23 protein-coding genes are annotated in these 16,990 nt (G+C 37.5%); 5 read left to right on the forward strand and 18 right to left on the reverse strand.

From position 1 onward, the window contains the following. The first annotated feature begins 76 nt into the window (after positions 1–76). Positions 77–1,354, forward strand: a complete 1,278-nt coding sequence (gene larA / locus NST93_RS08220; protein WP_405103003.1) for a nickel-dependent lactate racemase — start codon at positions 77–79, stop codon at positions 1,352–1,354. A 123-nt stretch (positions 1,355–1,477) separates the two neighbouring features. On the opposite strand, the gene NST93_RS08225 is transcribed toward larA, so the two are convergent. Beyond that, complete coding sequence (locus NST93_RS08225) at positions 1,478–1,960, reverse strand: ECF transporter S component (protein ID WP_405103005.1); 483 nt, start codon at positions 1,958–1,960, stop codon at positions 1,478–1,480. A 257-nt stretch (positions 1,961–2,217) separates the two neighbouring features. On the opposite strand from NST93_RS08225, the gene NST93_RS08230 reads away from it, so the two are divergent. Then, positions 2,218–2,670: a CBS domain-containing protein gene (locus NST93_RS08230; RefSeq protein ID WP_405103007.1), complete on the forward strand. Its 453-nt coding sequence runs from the start codon at positions 2,218–2,220 to the stop codon at positions 2,668–2,670. Positions 2,671–3,036: 366 nt separating this feature from the next. Here the strand turns inward: NST93_RS08230 and NST93_RS08235 are convergent, their stop codons facing one another. Continuing rightward, positions 3,037–4,503, reverse strand: a complete 1,467-nt coding sequence (locus NST93_RS08235) for a protein adenylyltransferase SelO (protein ID WP_405103009.1) — start codon at positions 4,501–4,503, stop codon at positions 3,037–3,039. Between the two features lie 277 nt (positions 4,504–4,780). Between NST93_RS08235 and NST93_RS08240 the strand changes: the two genes are divergently transcribed. The 3 genes from NST93_RS08240 (at position 4,781) to NST93_RS08250 (ending at position 7,347) form a co-directional block, all read left to right on the forward strand. Then, positions 4,781–5,044, forward strand: coding sequence for a hypothetical protein (locus NST93_RS08240; RefSeq protein WP_405103011.1), 264 nt, complete (start codon positions 4,781–4,783; stop codon positions 5,042–5,044). 239 nt (positions 5,045–5,283) lie between these two features. Continuing rightward, positions 5,284–6,018 (forward strand): YqcI/YcgG family protein, encoded by a 735-nt coding sequence (locus NST93_RS08245; RefSeq protein WP_405103013.1) that lies wholly within the window; start codon positions 5,284–5,286, stop codon positions 6,016–6,018. Between the two features lie 435 nt (positions 6,019–6,453). Next, a complete protein-coding gene (locus tag NST93_RS08250; protein ID WP_405103015.1) occupies positions 6,454–7,347 on the forward strand; it encodes an SDR family oxidoreductase in 894 nt (297 codons plus the stop codon). A gap of 503 nt (positions 7,348–7,850) precedes the next feature. On the opposite strand, the gene NST93_RS08255 is transcribed toward NST93_RS08250, so the two are convergent. From NST93_RS08255 to NST93_RS08330, 16 genes are all read right to left on the reverse strand, one after another. Further along, entirely contained in the window at positions 7,851–8,165 is a 315-nt protein-coding gene (locus tag NST93_RS08255) for a YolD-like family protein (RefSeq protein ID WP_405103017.1), read from the reverse strand. Beyond that, on the reverse strand, positions 8,165–8,374 hold the full coding sequence (locus NST93_RS08260) for a hypothetical protein (protein ID WP_405103019.1): 210 nt from the start codon (positions 8,372–8,374) through the stop codon (positions 8,165–8,167). Before NST93_RS08260 ends, NST93_RS08255 begins: the two co-directional genes overlap by 1 nt. 99 nt (positions 8,375–8,473) lie before the next feature. Then, the gene (locus NST93_RS08265) at positions 8,474–8,929 is read right to left on the reverse strand and encodes a protein-export chaperone SecB (RefSeq protein WP_405103021.1); all 456 of its coding nucleotides are present in this window, start codon (positions 8,927–8,929) and stop codon (positions 8,474–8,476) included. A 1-nt stretch (position 8,930) separates the two neighbouring features. Beyond that, positions 8,931–9,194: a hypothetical protein gene (locus NST93_RS08270; protein WP_405103023.1), complete on the reverse strand. Its 264-nt coding sequence runs from the start codon at positions 9,192–9,194 to the stop codon at positions 8,931–8,933. Between the two features lie 23 nt (positions 9,195–9,217). Continuing rightward, on the reverse strand, positions 9,218–9,856 hold the full coding sequence (locus NST93_RS08275; RefSeq protein WP_405103025.1) for a hypothetical protein: 639 nt from the start codon (positions 9,854–9,856) through the stop codon (positions 9,218–9,220). Positions 9,857–10,098: 242 nt separating this feature from the next. Next, a complete protein-coding gene (locus NST93_RS08280) occupies positions 10,099–10,956 on the reverse strand; it encodes a LysM peptidoglycan-binding domain-containing protein (protein ID WP_405103027.1) in 858 nt (285 codons plus the stop codon). 93 nt (positions 10,957–11,049) lie between these two features. Then, entirely contained in the window at positions 11,050–11,475 is a 426-nt protein-coding gene (locus NST93_RS08285) for a holin family protein (RefSeq protein ID WP_405103029.1), read from the reverse strand. 84 nt (positions 11,476–11,559) lie between these two features. Continuing rightward, positions 11,560–11,727 carry a hypothetical protein gene (locus NST93_RS08290; protein WP_405103031.1) on the reverse strand — a complete coding sequence of 56 codons (168 nt, stop codon included), beginning with the start codon at positions 11,725–11,727 and terminating at the stop codon, positions 11,560–11,562. A 106-nt stretch (positions 11,728–11,833) separates the two neighbouring features. Next, positions 11,834–12,286 (reverse strand): hypothetical protein, encoded by a 453-nt coding sequence (locus NST93_RS08295; protein ID WP_405103033.1) that lies wholly within the window; start codon positions 12,284–12,286, stop codon positions 11,834–11,836. A gap of 73 nt (positions 12,287–12,359) precedes the next feature. Continuing rightward, positions 12,360–12,491, reverse strand: coding sequence for a hypothetical protein (locus tag NST93_RS08300; RefSeq protein ID WP_405103035.1), 132 nt, complete (start codon positions 12,489–12,491; stop codon positions 12,360–12,362). 97 nt (positions 12,492–12,588) lie between these two features. Then, positions 12,589–12,951, reverse strand: a complete 363-nt coding sequence (locus NST93_RS08305) for a DUF2513 domain-containing protein (RefSeq protein WP_405103037.1) — start codon at positions 12,949–12,951, stop codon at positions 12,589–12,591. Between the two features lie 68 nt (positions 12,952–13,019). Further along, positions 13,020–13,214, reverse strand: coding sequence for a hypothetical protein (locus NST93_RS08310; protein ID WP_405103039.1), 195 nt, complete (start codon positions 13,212–13,214; stop codon positions 13,020–13,022). Between the two features lie 68 nt (positions 13,215–13,282). Further along, the gene (locus tag NST93_RS08315) at positions 13,283–13,414 is read right to left on the reverse strand and encodes a hypothetical protein (RefSeq protein ID WP_405103041.1); all 132 of its coding nucleotides are present in this window, start codon (positions 13,412–13,414) and stop codon (positions 13,283–13,285) included. Next, complete coding sequence (locus tag NST93_RS08320; RefSeq protein ID WP_405103043.1) at positions 13,415–13,570, reverse strand: hypothetical protein; 156 nt, start codon at positions 13,568–13,570, stop codon at positions 13,415–13,417. Beyond that, positions 13,563–13,886: a hypothetical protein gene (locus tag NST93_RS08325; RefSeq protein ID WP_405103045.1), complete on the reverse strand. Its 324-nt coding sequence runs from the start codon at positions 13,884–13,886 to the stop codon at positions 13,563–13,565. The genes NST93_RS08320 and NST93_RS08325 overlap by 8 nt, the downstream gene beginning before the upstream one ends. Next, a complete protein-coding gene (locus tag NST93_RS08330) occupies positions 13,886–16,987 on the reverse strand; it encodes a phage tail spike protein (RefSeq protein WP_405103047.1) in 3,102 nt (1,033 codons plus the stop codon). Before NST93_RS08330 ends, NST93_RS08325 begins: the two co-directional genes overlap by 1 nt. Positions 16,988–16,990: the final 3 nt, after the last annotated feature.

A 16,990-nucleotide genomic window follows, 5' to 3' on the forward strand; every position in this document is an offset into this window, starting at 1 on the left:
ACCCTGCATAATGGGATATACACTTTATAATTACTTGTTAATTAGGAAAATAAGCTGAAATAAAGGAGCATAAATAATGAAAACTGAATTATTGTACGGAAAAGACGGGCTTACAATTAATTTGCCTGATAAAGCTTTTATTATTGAACCGAAGAATTTACCCAGATTAGAAAATGAAAAAGAGAATTTACTCGAAGCTATAAGAAATCCTATTGGCACAAGATCTCTAAAAGAACAAGTGAAAGCAACAGATACAGTTGCAATCGTTATTAGCGATATAACAAGACCCACTCCAAATCATATTCTTGTCCCTCTCCTTATCGAGGAATTGGACCATGTTCCACTGGAAAACTTCGTTATCATAAATGGTACAGGTACACACCGTGATCAGACCCGGGAAGAGTTTATCGAAATGCTCGGCGAATGGGCAGTGAATAATATTCGAATTATAAACAATCAATGCCATGACAAAGATACACATGTAAATCTTGGAAAAAGCGAATTCGGCTGTGACATTTATTTAAATAAAGAGTATGTTGAAGCCGACTTTCGAATTGTCACAGGCTTTATTGAACCACATTTCTTTGCAGGTTTTTCAGGGGGGCCAAAAGGTATTATGCCTGGTATTGCTGGTATTGAGACAATTCTTACCTTCCACAATGCAAGGATGATTGGTGACCCGCTATCCACTTGGGGCAATATGGTTAATAACCCTGTTCAAGATATGACAAGAGAAATTAACAGTTTATGCAAGCCTGACTTTATGCTAAACGTAACTTTAAATCGCGAGAAAGAAATTACCAGTGTCTTTGCAGGGGAACTTTACGAAGCACATGACAAGGGATGTGCTTTTGCAAAAGAGCATGCTATGTTCCAATGCGAGGAAAGGTTTGACGTTGTAATCACATCAAATTCTGGTTATCCACTAGATCAGAATCTTTATCAGGCTGTAAAAGGAATGAGTGCTGCACATAAAATTGTCAAAGAAGGCGGATCAATTATTATTGCTTCCGAATGTTCGGATGGATTGCCAAACCATGGAAACTACGCAAAAATCTTTGATATGGCTGATACACCACAAGAATTACTTGACTTAATTAATCATCCTGAATTTGAAATGTTTGATCAATGGCAAGTGCAAAAACAAGCAGTAATACAAGTTTGGGCTGATGTTTACGTCTATTCGCAGCTATCAGATGAACAAATAAAAGCAACCATGTTAAATCCAACAACCGATATCGAAAAGACAATCGATCAACTGAAGAAAAAATATGGTGATGACATGACAGTAGCAGTTCTCCCGCTTGGACCACTGACAATTCCTTACGTAGAAGAAAAAACTCCAGTTCAATAAATATAAAAGACCTTATGAATCATCACATGGTTCATAAGGTCCTTTTATATATTCGGAAAACATCATTAATAATAGGCTCCCAACTCCAATAGACTGGCTTAACACAGGCCAAGTCAACATTCTTTAAGCACGCTGATAGGCATCCCGAAAAACCCTGCTCACTCTCGGAATAAGCAGCATAGCAACTACTGTATTTACAAATGAACCGATTACCAATGAAGGAAGCAAAGCTGTAAAGAATGCGAAACTAAAGATAAAGATAAACGGCACTGGTGCAATAAGCGCATTCCCGATAAAGAACGACGCTGCTGCTGCATATTTCCGTCCCCGTTGATAAAGTGAACCAAATAAACAGACTAAAACAAACATTTCTAAGGCAATCAGCAAATGCAGCGGCCCCATCGCCATTCCGCCTATGATAGCAGACACCATATGTCCTGCTCCCCCGACAATACCACCCGCCAAAGGACCAAAATAAACTGCAGCCAGTAACGCAGGGAATGCGTCTAAAGCGACACTGGTAACCACTGCCGGTATTTTTATCATTGCACCAACCACAGATAAACCTATAAATAATGCAAGCAATGTTATTTTCTTTATATTCATTTTTCCTATCCTGCCTTTTCACCATGTTATCTCTTCTAAATATAGCATATTCGTCATTATTTATTAATAAGCCGGCTGCCTTGAAAATGATGCCCATTCTTTTTATAAAATGAACAAAATAAATGGAGATGGAAAAGTGAGAAATAATATACCAACCACCCCACTATTAAATACAGCTATTATTAGATAGAAAAAAATATATTTGTTAAAATAAACATATACTACCAAGTGTATACAGAATGAAATGAGGGGCTTATATGCAAGTCAGGGACTTTATGATAACCAAAGTACTTACAGTCAAACCAACATGTACGATTAAAGATCTATTAGCTATTCTTTATACAAACCGAATTGGTGGAGTGCCTGTTGTAAATGAAGCAGGTAATCTAATCGGCATGATTTCAGATGGGGATATATTGCGTTACTTATCTCCAAAACCAGTCGGCTTTGCTGGTCTCGTTTATATTATAGAGGATGGCGAAATGGAGGATGTTCTTCGGGAGAAACTTCAAACAAAAGTGAAAGACATTATGACGAAAAAAAATATACTCTATGTATCCCCTAAGGACGATTTTGAAACCGCTATCCGTTTATTGTCCAAGCATCATTTCAAAAAACTTCCTGTCATCAATCAGGCAAAGCGAGTTGTCGGCGTTCTAAGCAGAGGTGATATTATTCAAAGCATTGCAGCCAAGATGCTTGAAGATTAAAGCAGACAGTCCAACAGCATTTTTCACAAAAAACAAAGAGGCAGAGACAAAGGATATATAACATATTAAAATCCGAACGATATTTTAATTCGTTCGGATTTTAAATAGAATGCTGATTAATTTAGTTCAGAATATATAAAAGCCAGTGGGAGCAAGAAAAGTGAAAGAACAGTCGATGAGAACATCTCTATTAGACAGTAACAGAAAGAAAAGCGGTGAAACTGTCTGTTAGGACCTCTCTATAAGACAGTACCAACAAGAGAAGCGATGGAACTGTCTATTAGAACGTTTCTATCCCATAAAACATAAGAAATCAGTAGAAAAAACAAAAGTGTTGTTTCTTCTGCTGATTTGTGAGCAATAGGGTCAAGTCCCACAGTAAGTCTGAAATGATTGACCTGTATCAAACTCCTGTTTCGCATATGCTGCCTGTTCTGCAGAATGTGCATAGGGGTTTTTTAATACATGCAATAATTTTTCCATTACCGTATAATCCTGCTGCTGGACGGCAGCTTCAAGCGCCTTCTCTACCCACTGATTTCGAGGAATCAAGGCAGGATTGCTATTCTGCATCAATTCTTTAACAGCAGCTTGTGATTCATCCTGGCGTTTTAATCTTTCCTTCCATTCAGCCTGCCAGTTCTGAAAATCAGGAGCAGCTGCCATTGGCATATTTTCGTTATGATTAAAAGTTAAGGAAAGAAATGTATTCGTGTAATCTGCATGGTAATATTGCATCATACTTAGTAGTTTTTCAATTAAAGATGCGTCTCCCTCTTCTTCATTAAAAATTCCCAGCTTTGCACGCATACCAGCATACCAATTTCGTTCGTATTGCTCGCCAAATTGAGAGATTGCAGTTTGTGCTGTTTGAACAGCTGCTTCCTTACTGCTGCCAAGCAGAGGCAAAATAGCTTCCGCAAATCGAGCAAGATTCCATGCAGCAATACTGGGCTGATTCCTATACGCGTACCTGCCGTTAACATCAATTGAACTAAATACAGTTTCCTGATGGTATGTATCCATAAATGCACAAGGTCCATAATCAATTGTTTCACCACTGATTGCCATATTATCCGTATTCATCACACCATGAATAAATCCAACAAGCTGCCACTGCGCTATTAACGCTGCTTGACGTTTAATTACTTCTTCTAAGAGTGCAAGATAAGGGTTGGAATGGGATCTTACATAAGGATAATGCCGATCAATCGTATAATCTGCAAGTGCAATCAAATCGTTTAGTTCCCCATATTTCGCGGCAAATTGAAAGGTCCCAACACGTATATGGCTATCCGCTATTCGTGTTAAAATGGCACCTTCAAGTTCCGTTTCCCGCTCAATTTCTTCACCAGTTGTAATAACTGCAAGTCCTCTTGTAGTTGGGATACTTAAGTGATACATTGCCTCACTTATAATATATTCTCTTAGCATCGGACCAAGCGCTGCTCGTCCATCTCCACCACGTGAATATGGCGTTTCTCCTGCTCCTTTTAGTTGAACATCATAACGCTCGTTTTCTGGTGTTATTTGTTCACCAATAAGCAGCGCACGGCCATCACCAAGCATCGTGAAGTGACCAAATTGGTGACCCGCATAAGCTTGGGCTACCGGAACGGTGTCCCAAGGCATTTTATTTCCTGCCAGAATTTGAATTCCTTCTTCACTCGTCATATAGGAGGAGTCCAGTCCAAGGGAATCACCTAAAGTTTTATTGTATATTACTAATTTTGGCGCTGGAACTGGATTGGGATTGAGCTTTTGATAAAAAATTTCCGGGAGGGTCGTATACGTGTTTTCCAGATTCAAGTTAGATTGGTTACGATTCGTCATGGGAGCACTCCTTTTTTATTCATTTAATAACTCATTTTATTAGTTTGCTTTCTTAACAGAAGTTTATTCTTCAGAGAAATTCTTTAACTGCGGACAGCAAGTATATCCAATTTCTTCATCACAAGCATATCAAAAACTGCTCTGTTATAGAACGATTATCTTTTGTTTTATGTTAGTCCCGTTTATAATAACCAGGATGCTTTTAAATCTATCAATCTGTAAAGGACAGAATCAATATTGAAAAACTAAGGTAATTCAACCGAAAAGGAGAAGAACAATGAATAAAAACAACGAACGAAATGAAAATTTGAAACTTATGTTACATATGCTTACAGAGATGAGAGAAGGACAGCATGAACTCCGCGAAGAGCATCTGGAAGTGAAAGCCCTTCTAAAGACAAATAAGGATATGATAAAAGATCTAGTGGAACAGATGGATAAAATGACTGTTCTTTACGAAAAAGAGTTCAACAATTTATCAAAACGTATAGAAACGCTTGAGCAAGAAATAGCATACTTGCAGCCGACTGTAATCCACTAAATTAAATATTCTGTTTTGAACCTGGTTTTAATTATCAAAAATGATGATGAAAACCAGGTTTGTTTATCACATGCTATTTTCAGCGAAAGCTTATGCAGTATTCTTTGTTCGTTTAACCTTTGCCATGTAGTTCAGCCTGTTCTATATAATATTCCCCCAAAGACCTCATCGTTTTAGAAATGAAAGGACGGGTAAAGAGAATATATATAATACATGAAAAATCTTAGTGGAGGCGAACTATGACTACGAAAGAAAAGGTTTTACTGACAAAAGAAGATTTTCATAATAGGACAGACTTACCAAGTTGGCTCCATAAAGAATATGAAACGTTTCATCATACGGTAACAGATAAAACGTTCCCATGCTTTTTTGGAATGAGAGCTGAATTAAAGGGTGAGCTGCGGTATGCCTATATCAGTCAAGATGACTGGAGTAATTTACCCTCTGCAATTGAAAACTTTTTACAGTTATTCAAATTACCCAACTATAAAAGACATGGACTTTTCGTATTTGTTGAGCCGTTTGAGCAAGAAGGAAATCTCGAGGACTATCGAAAACAATTTTGGGAGATTCTGCAGTATTTGCATGAAGTTGATGAAGTTGAATGGCCAGCCGATGCCCCTCGTGATCCAGAACATCATTTATGGGATTTCCATTTTAATGGTGAGCCAATATTTGCATTTGGAAATGCACCTGCATATAAGAAACGAAAAACTCGGGACCTTGGAAATGCAATGGTGCTGGGATTCCAGCCACGTAAAATCTTTGAAGGTTTAGAGGGTACTGAAAGAGCTGGGATTATGTCACGCGAAAGAGTACGTGAACGTGTAGAAGCCTGGGATGAGCTGCCTAAACATCCAGATATCGGAAACTTTGGTGAGCTTACGCATAATGAATGGAAGCAGTTTTTTATCGGAGATGATATTGAGCCGATAAAAGGGAAATGTCCGTTTCATCATAGAGCATCGGAATAAATGATGCATATAAGATCGATATATAAATACAGCTAAAACAAAACAGCTTTTGGTTCTTTCTCGTAAAGAGCCAAAAGCTGTTTTTTACATTTCTTTAAACATTAAAGTCTCCTCCGCAGCAGAAGTATGAATTGATAAAATAACCCCTTTTTGACTTTTACTTTAATGCTGGCTATAAGATTAACTTTGAAAAGAATAAGATTTGGACATGTTTAATGAAAATGAATACAGGGAAATTCCTTAGAGAACACAGGTTATGATGAATGCAATTTCACAAAGGGCCCTAATAACGATTCAGACCCTTTTGTTAGCAGATAAAGCGGAATATATTTATTCTGCATAAGTGCAATTAAAGCATTCATCCACAGGCTTGGCGAATACCAAGTTTTCGAATCTATTAATCTAAGAATGATACAAGATAGGAGATGATTTCTGATGGATACCTCACATTTGACAGACCCACGTAAAAAATTTCATACGGACAAGTTCCCAGATCAAGAACAGGACACCCCGGCATTACAAAATGAAATGAGACCTAAACCTGACAGCGGAGAAGAATCCTATAAAGGATACAATCGCCTGGAGGGGCGAAATGCCTTGATTACCGGAGGCGATTCCGGGATTGGCCGGGCCGCTGCCATTGCTTATGCGCGCGAGGGTGCCAATGTTGCTATCCAATACTTCCCTGGGGAAGAAGCAGATGCCAATGAAGTCAAAGAATTAATTGAAAAAGCAGGCAAAAAAGCTTTACTCCTGCCGTATGACCTGCGGGATGACGGCGCAGCGACGGAAATTGTTACAAAAACAGTGGATGCTTTTGGCGGATTGGATACACTCGTATTAAATGCCGCGCAACAAATCGCTCAAGCCTCCTTAAGTGACTTTACGATGAAGCAAGTACATGACACCTTCAAAGTAAACATCATCAGCATGTTTGAGACTGTGAAAGCTGCAGAAGAACATCTCGAACCTGGAAGCGCGATTATCACTACGACATCCGTTCAGTCCTTTGATCCATCCACACCTTTATTGGATTATGCAGCTACAAACGGTGCAGTCAGCAACTTCACGGTTTCCCTTTCTTCTTACTTCGCTTCGAAGGGTGTACGTGTCAATGGTGTTGCACCAGGACCTATTTGGACACCTCTGCAGCTGGATAACGGTAAATTGGAAGGACAAATCCCTGAATTTGGTCAAAACTCTCCTCTAGGCCGTGCAGGACAGCCGGTAGAGCTTGCGCCGGTATATGTGCTTCTTGCTTCCGATGAAGGAAGTTATATCACCGGTCAAATCTATGGAGTAACCGGCGGAAAACCGATAAACTTGTAAACTTAAGTACGAGACAAATAAATCCCCTGTAGTTGGTGTTTTATATCCAGCTATAGGGGATTATTTTTGATATGAATCGAGGAATTACTTTCTAAAAAAACAAAACATATAATAAAAGTTCTAATGAAAGTATAGGTTTTACATACCTAAGCGTAAATAAGCCTATCAAGCGTATTATTTATTAATAATATCATGTTCATTCCCACGTAACATTTTGGCAACGAATGAGTTGTTTATAATTATTATAAATAAATCAAAACGCTTAACTCCTTAAGAGTCAAGCGTTCTAGTTAGTGATTCCGATTGGGCTCGAACCAACGACCTCTACCCTGTCAAGGTACAAATGTAGGGTAAATCGTGTAATTTCAAAATACAAAAACATTGATTGTATAACATTTTAGCCACATCACGTAACAACGAAAAATATCACGAAACAAAATTATTGCCGTCAATATGCCGGCGCGCCGGCATAAAAAAAGAAGGGTTTAATCTCCCTTCTTTTATCAATCTATCCTAGCACCCGTCACACTATCCAACGGAATCTCATCATCCTCAAATCTCACATAATTTAATAACGGATCCACACCCAACAATTTCCCTTTAATTTTATGATAATCATGGTCCTTAAAATACTCTACTTCGATTGTTAAGTCATCTTTCAGTGCCAGCTGCATCGTTAAATTTATTTCTTCTATTAAGTGTTCATCAATGATTGGTTTTTCCTTCCATCCCTCTTCTTCACGTAACTTTTTCAGTGCTTCAATATGCTCCGGCAGCATTAAAGAAGTCCATTTCTTTGTTCCTCTGTCATTAATCATTATGCAATCCCCTTTCTAGGTCCAGCGGAAAGGATATTATCAAGCTTCAACGTGCGTACTTTCTTTCGATAATAACAATACACCAATGCATAATCATTATTATATTTTAAAACTCTTACATAGCGCTGTGTGACTTTATTATCCTGGCCCATATAAAAGATAACGATTGTTTCATTATTTTTTATCGAGCGGTCAAATAATCCTTTCATGTTTATTCCTCCTTGACGAACATTCGTTCTTCATTTACATTTGATTATATACGAACGTTCATTCTGTTTCAAGTCAAATAAAAAAGCCCATATGGGCTTTTAAATAATTGTGTCTTCTGCACTGTATTCTTCTATAATCAAATCTTGTTCTTCTACTATTGCACCAATATTTATAGGTGGTAATATGATCGGGTTCTCGCTTCCTTTTGAAGTTAAGTCAGAGATTAACGACCTCATATAAGGATATAATATTGCTAATGCATTTTTCTTATACATATGGTCAATAAATTCATCTGGAATCTCTTCATCTTCATCACTACTTAAATAAAAAATACCTACAATTGTAGCTTTAATATAAAATGAGTTATCCCCTAATTCTGGGTCCCCAAGTTCCACAGAAAAGATTAATGCGGCTTTTTTGCGATTTTCTTCTAAATAATTTATCTTAAGATTTAAATCTGGCGTTACATCTTCTTCTTCCAATTCGCTTCCAGGATTAAATCTATATACCGTTTCTATTACATCATAATGTTTAAATGATAGAGTAGACTTCATTTTAAGCAACCTCTCGCTCTTCTGCATTAAATTTATTTGTTATATGATTAAACCTAATTTTACTTTTTTCTTTGTTGATTTTAACATCAATATTATCTGCAACCCTATCCTCAATATTTAAAAATTTATAGTAATCCATAAACAATTCATCCAAATTTAATTCCTTATCACCAACATAAAATCCCGGTCTGTCACTCATTTCGGCTTTCAGTCCATATCTTTCTGCGACTTCTTTAAATTTTTCAAATGTAATATTATATTCCATTTAAATCACTCTTCCCATTTCAATTATTTAACAATTATATTCCTTTTCCTCTTAGTTGGCTTCTTAAACTTTAAATTCTTATGTATTTGTTTTCTCTTCTCTTTGTATACTTCTATAGTATCTTCATCTATTACTCTAGGATCTCTTACGCATATCTGAACACTATACATTTCTATATTAAGTCTTTCCATTATCTCAGATTTTAAAACAAAGCCTGGTTGTTTATCTAATTTAAAATAGTTTTGTATCACTTTAATATGGGGTGGTAATAGATCTAATATGAAACACCTGAATTTTTTCTCGAAGTTATGATCGGTTTCATCCTTTTGAGTATTCACTTCAATTCCTTTTTCTTTTGCTTCTTTAAGTATTATTTTTTGCAACTCTTTAAATTTATGTATTCCTGATCTTGTATTCAAATCTAAAGATGATGAAGACTGCACGTTAATTACCGTTTGTAAAACTGCGGCCCTTTCTCCATTGTCAACTTGAGTTAATCCCCAACTCATCGCTTGATCAGGATCATCTTTAAAAAAATATATGCCTTGACCTAACCAGTGATCTTCTCGCTCATTATATGTATATTTCTTCCCCTTCAAAATATTACTTGCAGCGTTTTTTGAAGTTCCATGGAATCCGTTTATGGAAATAGTATAATCCATAGAATCCTCCTTTTATCTATTTCCTTTTTTCAGAAAAGTCGAAAATGTTATCCTCTAAACCTATTATACCATTTTTAGTACTTTTGTATACTATTTGAGAAGAAAATGTGCAAATAAGATACAACTTGTGTCATTTATAAATACTTTTTTATTTAATTTTAACAAAAGTACCCCAACTGTTTCCGCAGCTGGGGATTTTTGCACCATAAAAATAAAGCTTAATTTACTTATTTAATTTTAATTTATTTCACTCTTAATTTTTGGCCAGGCTGAATAATATCGCCAGGCAATCCATTTAGACTCTTGATAGCAGTAACAGTAGTATTATATTGCTGCGCGATTCCCCATAGAGTTTCTCCGCTTGTTACAGTATGATACACAGCACCGCCACCACTGACATTTAAAACTTGACCAGGATAAATAGTATCATTGGTTAACCCATTTAAATCTTTAAGCTGCTGCACAGTCATGTTATGTGCTTGGGCAATACTCCAAAGTGTATCACCCTTTTTAACTGTGTACGTATTGCCTCCGCCTCCGGATTTCTTTTTTAGTCCAAAGTGCGAAGCGATAGCGTCAGCTAAAGCCTTTCCTGTAAGGTCCATTACAGTACTGTTACGCATTTTTACAATATCAATCGTAGAATCCATGAAACCACCTTCAATAAGAATTGCTGGCATACGAGATTCGCGGACCATATGGAAGTTCTCTGATTTAATCCCCCGGTCACGTAGTCCCATTGCTCCTACAATTGCTGGATGGATTTTACGTGCAAGAGCTAGCCCAGAGGATGAACCAGGATAATGATACGTTTCAGTACCTGTCCAAGTTCCCCATTGACCAGTGTTAGCATTATGGTGATATGAAACTAAAATATCTGCACCTTGACTGTTCGCTTTATTTGTACGTGCTGTTAGAGACACATCCGTATTTCCTGTTGGGTCATCCAAACGAATTATTGTAGCATTTTCGTATTCATTTAAATACTTGATTGCTGCTGTAACAACTTTGTTGTTAAATGACCACTCTCTTTCTCCTGCCGGGGATCTCTTCCCGGGTGTATTATACCCATGGCCTGCACCTAATGCGATTTTTGCCATAATAAATCTCCTCCTAATATTTTATATTAAAAAGGTGGCTTGCCCGATTGGACTAGCCACCTGATTAATCAGTTTATTTTGTTGTAAAATGTCTTACTTTTCTTCTTTAGTACTAAATTCTTTTCTAATTTCGTCTGGTAAAGTTTGGCCGCTATTATCAATTGTCTTTAATTTTTTGGCTAGATTAGTTGGTACCAATACACCCAATTGAGCCATATTTTCTAAAATTGACAAACCCTCGTTTGCAATATAAAAAAGGACCGTCGCATAAGTGACCGCCCCATTTAAACCTAATATTTGATCTACAACGTTTGCCAAGATAATCACTACAAGTACAAGCACCTTTCGTGCATATCCAAACAGTGATTTACGACTCCATAAGTTCTGATTCTTCCATGCCTTAAAAACTCCTGTAACAATATCCAGTGCCATTAGCAATAAAAGTAAATGTAAAAACTTTACGTCTCCAAATAAGAAAAAACGTGCTGCTTCTAAATGTTCCAAATTAAAACCACCCATCTTTAAGTTCATCTCCTTGTCCTATTTTGAGTTGGACTTTCTCGTATTTCCCCATAAGAAAAAGCACCTCTATTCGAGATGCCTTTAATCAATTAAATATTCTTCTGCTTTTTCTTTGTCCCATCCTGCGACTTCCGCCGTTTGCATAAGGGATTTATTGAGGATTTCTATTTCACCTTCCAGCAACAATCCCTTATTACGCAAAGCATCAATTATAGCATTGAGTTTCAGGTGCAGGATTTCATTTTCCATAGTACCCCTCCTTATGTCATATTTCGACGGAAGGGAAAGGAATCCTTCTTTCAAAAGCACCTCGAATAAGATTCCTTAATTTAACAATACTAATAACAATACTAAGTTATTTTTTTCTTCTTTTAGTGGATTTTCTTTTATTACCTTTACTTTCATTAATCTTTAAAATATAATTTGCAGTTGTAACAAGTATATAAATCAAAACAAGACCGCTTAATATTATATACACTCTTTGAATCCCTTCGTGGTGAATGAATGAGAGAAGAAAACTAAAGACGCTAATCATTAAGATTGTTAATATTTCTTTAATTAATTCTACCTTCGTGTTATCAGGCGCTCTAATGGCTATTGCCAAAGTGCCAATTCCGATAGCAACTGTTACATTTAATTGTGCGAAGGCTTGTAAAATGTCTCTCAATTCAACTTTTGGTATAGTTATTCCCAAATAGGGTATAAGGACCACAGACGATATCGCAAAAACAGGAATGATTAATTTAACAATTTTATCTTCAACCCTAGCTAAAAATGAAGAAGTTTTCGTTATTTTTCTTTTTTTCATCCTCAACATCCCCTCCTAATTCCCTATATCGGTTATTAAGAAAAGAAATTAAAACTTGTAAAAGAGCACCCCATCAGGAGCGCTCTTTACTTAGTAAACTTTCTATAATGTTGTCTGTTTCTTCAAGTTCTTTATCAGTGATGACACCTTTTTTGATTAATAAATCAATGAGTGCCATCAGTTGGTATTCCGATTTCGCGGTCATGATATCCCTCCTCATATCATCATTCGACATGTGGGGAGAAAGTCCTTCTTTTCACCAAAATAAAAAGCATCCCCTAATGAGGGGCTTTTTATTTGTATCATTCTAAACCAAATACCGTTTTTAATTGTAATTTAGCGAATTCCTTCACCACTTCTAGAGGAACGGTTCCGAGCTCGAATCCTTTAGTCTTTATTCCTTCTTTGGTCTTGTGCCATACATTATCATTTTTAATAGAATCTAAGAATTCATGACCATCCCAGGTTAGAGAAGCATAAAGCCAAAACACGTTATCGCCAGCCCATTTAGTTTTATTTTCAACAAAATTAGCTTGATCTAATATCTTGAGATGATAAGCCACGACTTCTCTATCCCATTCTTTAGGAATATCTAATTCCTTACGATTATCGCTCTCTTCAATCGATAATAATATTTCTCTAACAAGTTCCATATCCCTTTTCATTTGAATCCCCTCCTATCTACTCATTCGACAAGAGGGGAAAAAGTCCTTCTTTTTACCTAAAATCAAATTCACATAAAAGTAATTTGAACCCATACATAAAAAGCTGCTAGTCCCGCTAAACTTAGAATGAAGTTCTGAGCTCTACGTAATATAGGTAAAAATCTTATTATAATAGCTGCCGCTACCATAAAAACAACTATCATTATTCCCAGATAAAATAACTGCAATGCTATATCATTAAGTGGATTTCTAGTTATTTCCAATCTCAACACCCTCCCAAATACCTATATCGGATATTTAAGGAGGGCATTTAAGTCATAAAAAATAGCGCCTATGCGCTTATTAAATCTTCTCTGCCTTCAGCAATTAATAACTTTTTAACATCATCTTGAAGTATTCCTGGGACTTCTTTATATGCCCACTTGCCGCGGATGATATAAGTTGCAAATAACATAGCCAACATCTATTTCCCCCCTTCCAGCATAAAAGATGATAATTCCATTACTGCTAGCGCCAGCATTTCGTTTTCTTGTTTCAACTTGTCTAATTCAGACAACGGCTTTGGCGTATTCTTTTCAGATTCGATTTCTTCTGCTGATTTCCATTCCATTTTAGCCATCGGAAACTACCCCCCATTTGGGATATAAAACATCTGGATCAGTTTCTTCCTCATCATAAAAGTTTAATAGCCTCACAAATAATTCCCCATTTTTTCTTTCAGCATGAATTATGGGCACAATAGATAACGATGTTTCGATTGTCTCAATAACCTCTCCTGTTTCCATGTCTTCAGTATATGTTTGAAGCACTCCGTCGCCAAAATCAGAGAAGTCGAATGTGTCGGTTATTCCTTTATATGTGGCTACAATTTTTTCGTCTTCGAAAACATAATGTATAGGCTCGTCGCTCATTTGAGGACTAAATAATATTTGCACTATTTCCACCACCCTATAGCCATAACTCGAATATCCATATCCGTATTATATTCGCCTACTGCAAACTGTCTTACTTGACAGGAGCTTAGCAGAGGTGTATTTGTAATATCTGCCCATCTTAGCGTACCGTCTGAATTGACAATCACCCCAATAAATCTATCAAAACTCGCAGGAAAATCTACACGTATAATATCGGAGTAATAAATACCGCTGGCAGCCCCCCTGTTTGTTCTTGCCGGGACTGGATTACACCAGCAAATCTGTATACCGCTTGCATAGCGTACGTATTCTCCATTTGCGTTTGAACCTCGAGACACTATTGTTTCTACAGCCCCCCCATTAAAGTTAAGACCCACTCCCCAAAGGTTGAGGGCTCCGGGGAAGTCCATCTTAGTGTGATTATTTTCTACTTCTATAACAAAAGGTTCTCCCCACTGATAAACCTCATCAGATATTCTTACAGGGTTTTTAATTTCCATTCCAATTAGATAATTTCCTATACTAGGATTATCTGGACCGATTTTCACCATAGTTGTCTTTAGTATTCCGCTGGAGACAATCCCATTAAACGTTCCGGATGCTCCATCCAAATCTCCGGCAAACGAAACATTACCATTTTCATCCACAATAAACTTGCCATTCCCTAAGTTCACTGTCACCCCTTGAATATCCCCAGCCGTCACATTTCCTAAATCAGCACTAATCGCTGATAGTTTACCGACAGACAACGCTTGGTAATCAAATTTTGTTTTCGTCCATTCGCCGGTCCAAACGTGCATCAGATTCCCTTCGTCTGTTTTAAACCATAAATCGCCTATCTTACGATTAGATGTTGATGGAGTTGTGGATTGCCTAAATACAGTGTTTTTACCGTCAGCAGATTCCTGAGCGTTGTCAGCTTTTTGGTCAACTATATCTATCTCGTGCTGGACGTCTTCGGGTGCTGGTGTCCAGTCGGTTGCTTTGTTCCCTTTTTGGATGACCACATCATTTTTCGAATAGTTACCCAAAAAATTATATCTAAAAACAACACGTATGAATCGGATGCCCTCATCATCCGGAATAAGTATAGACTCTCCGCCGTGTTGGTTTCCGTAACCGCCTATATGCTGCTTGTTTTCGTCATAATAAAATAATTGATTTGTTCCGACCGGACCAACCACAAAATTTTCTCCTGTTTTAGCTGAGATAAATCCACTTGCTAAAGATCCAATCTCAGTATTTTCTCTACCGGTTGCCCAAGATAATAATGTGTCTTCCTTGGATTCGTGTATTACGAAATAGTTCCTTCCACCAATCTCAATATTCTGAGGCATATAAGACCATTCGTAATCTCCAGCATCTGTACTCTCATTAGGTGTTTCTTTATTAAAAGCTAACCCTATATGCGTTTTACCTTCAGAGCTGTCACTCATACCGCTCCCGTTTTCGTCATCTGCGTATTTAATCCAAGTAAAACGGGGAGTTCCATCGTCTCCCGGTTCGCCGGGCACACCTTGCTCGCCTTCGATTTTCGACCACGTGTAATCACCATAATCAGTAGACATAACAGGCGTTTCTTTGTTGTAAGCCAGTCCGATATATTTCTTATTTTCCGGAGAGTCAGACATACCAGAAGTAGGGCTATCAGCATACTTCATCCATGTATATAACGACTGTCCAGGTTCTCCTTCTTCTCCGTCAAACACGTTCGACAGCGTGATTTCCGACAGTGTTAATACCTCGTCATTTAAGATGATTTCAATGCGATAGGAAGCTTTCTCGTCAATCGTATCAGCGTTTACACTTATCCTTTTTCCGGTCTCGAAAAATCCAGCGACATAGTGGCCGTCCTTATCGAACTTATGCCAACGATATTCATATTTGGTGCCATCTTCGTCCACTTCATGCCCACTAAGGAACGTCTTGGCTTCGAGTTGTGTAGAACCAATCCCGTTCTTAAATACAGTCCCCGCGTTGGATACAATAGTCGCTAAAACCATGCGCTCAATTCGTTTACGGATTTCGTCCTGAAACTGTCTGAAAAGGGCGTTGACTTCCTCTTCTGTGTACTCGGTGTAGTCACCAAGCTTGATGTCTTTTTTAGCCTTAGATTTAATTGAGCGAGTTTGTTCAAATACTCTAGCTTCAAGATATAAAGGCGGATTAAATTTTGTGTCTTTAATTTTTATCGTGTCACCAAATCTAATTTTCTTATTTTCCATCCCCGGGACATTTTCGAGGTCAATAATAGTAGTCTCATAGGTAACTTGTGTGTCGATACGTTTATCAAGTGCCGTGCGCGTATATTGCCGTGCTTCTTGTTCTGTCATTTCCGTGCGATCGGATTGGATTTCATACGGCTCAATTAAATGGTGTAGGTTGCCATGTTCGTCAACTCTGCCCCAACGTTTTAAAGCTTCTTCATCTTCGACTAGCACCTCTATGCGATTACCGTCACCGTCCTCTGGACCCAAGCCTAATAAAGCTGTGACGATATCCTGTTTTTCTATTCTACGGATGCCATCTAAATCCTTACCAAATTCAACCTCACGACCTTGCCAGATGCCTACACGTTCAAGTAAATCAACGTAACGCCCTGTAACTTTATTACCGTTATGTTCGATTCGGAATCGTAATTCTAAACCAAATTCCCTCGCGATTCGCTTCAAAAACTCATACGGATTCGTGTAGTTTTCAATGGATAAAGTACGGGTGCCATTTGATTCGACAATCCCTACTTGCCAACCAGTCGCGTTTAGGGCTCTCCCTGCATGCTGGCTAGCGCTACCAGTAAAGGTACTAGGATATAAAATGCTAGCTTTCTTTAATTCAAGATAGGAAGCATTGGCATAGACTTGCGCTTTATATCCTTCACGGTCCTTATATTTGATTGCTTCTGCTATAACAAATTCCCGTAACGTTTCATCTTCATCTGGTATAATAATACGATTACGTTTTTCTAAATACTGACTAAACCTTTTATCCGCAAAAGTGATAAACTGATAAGTTTCCAGTGTGTTTTCAAGTGATTTTTTATGATTGTCACTGATAATATTGTTTGCAGTAATAAAGTCTAAAATAGTGTCTTGCTGTCCGTTTGTGATGTGTATTTGTGACATTGA

The sequence above is a fragment of the Oceanobacillus sp. FSL H7-0719 genome (assembly GCF_045040795.1).
Taxonomy (GTDB): domain Bacteria; phylum Bacillota; class Bacilli; order Bacillales; family Amphibacillaceae; genus Oceanobacillus.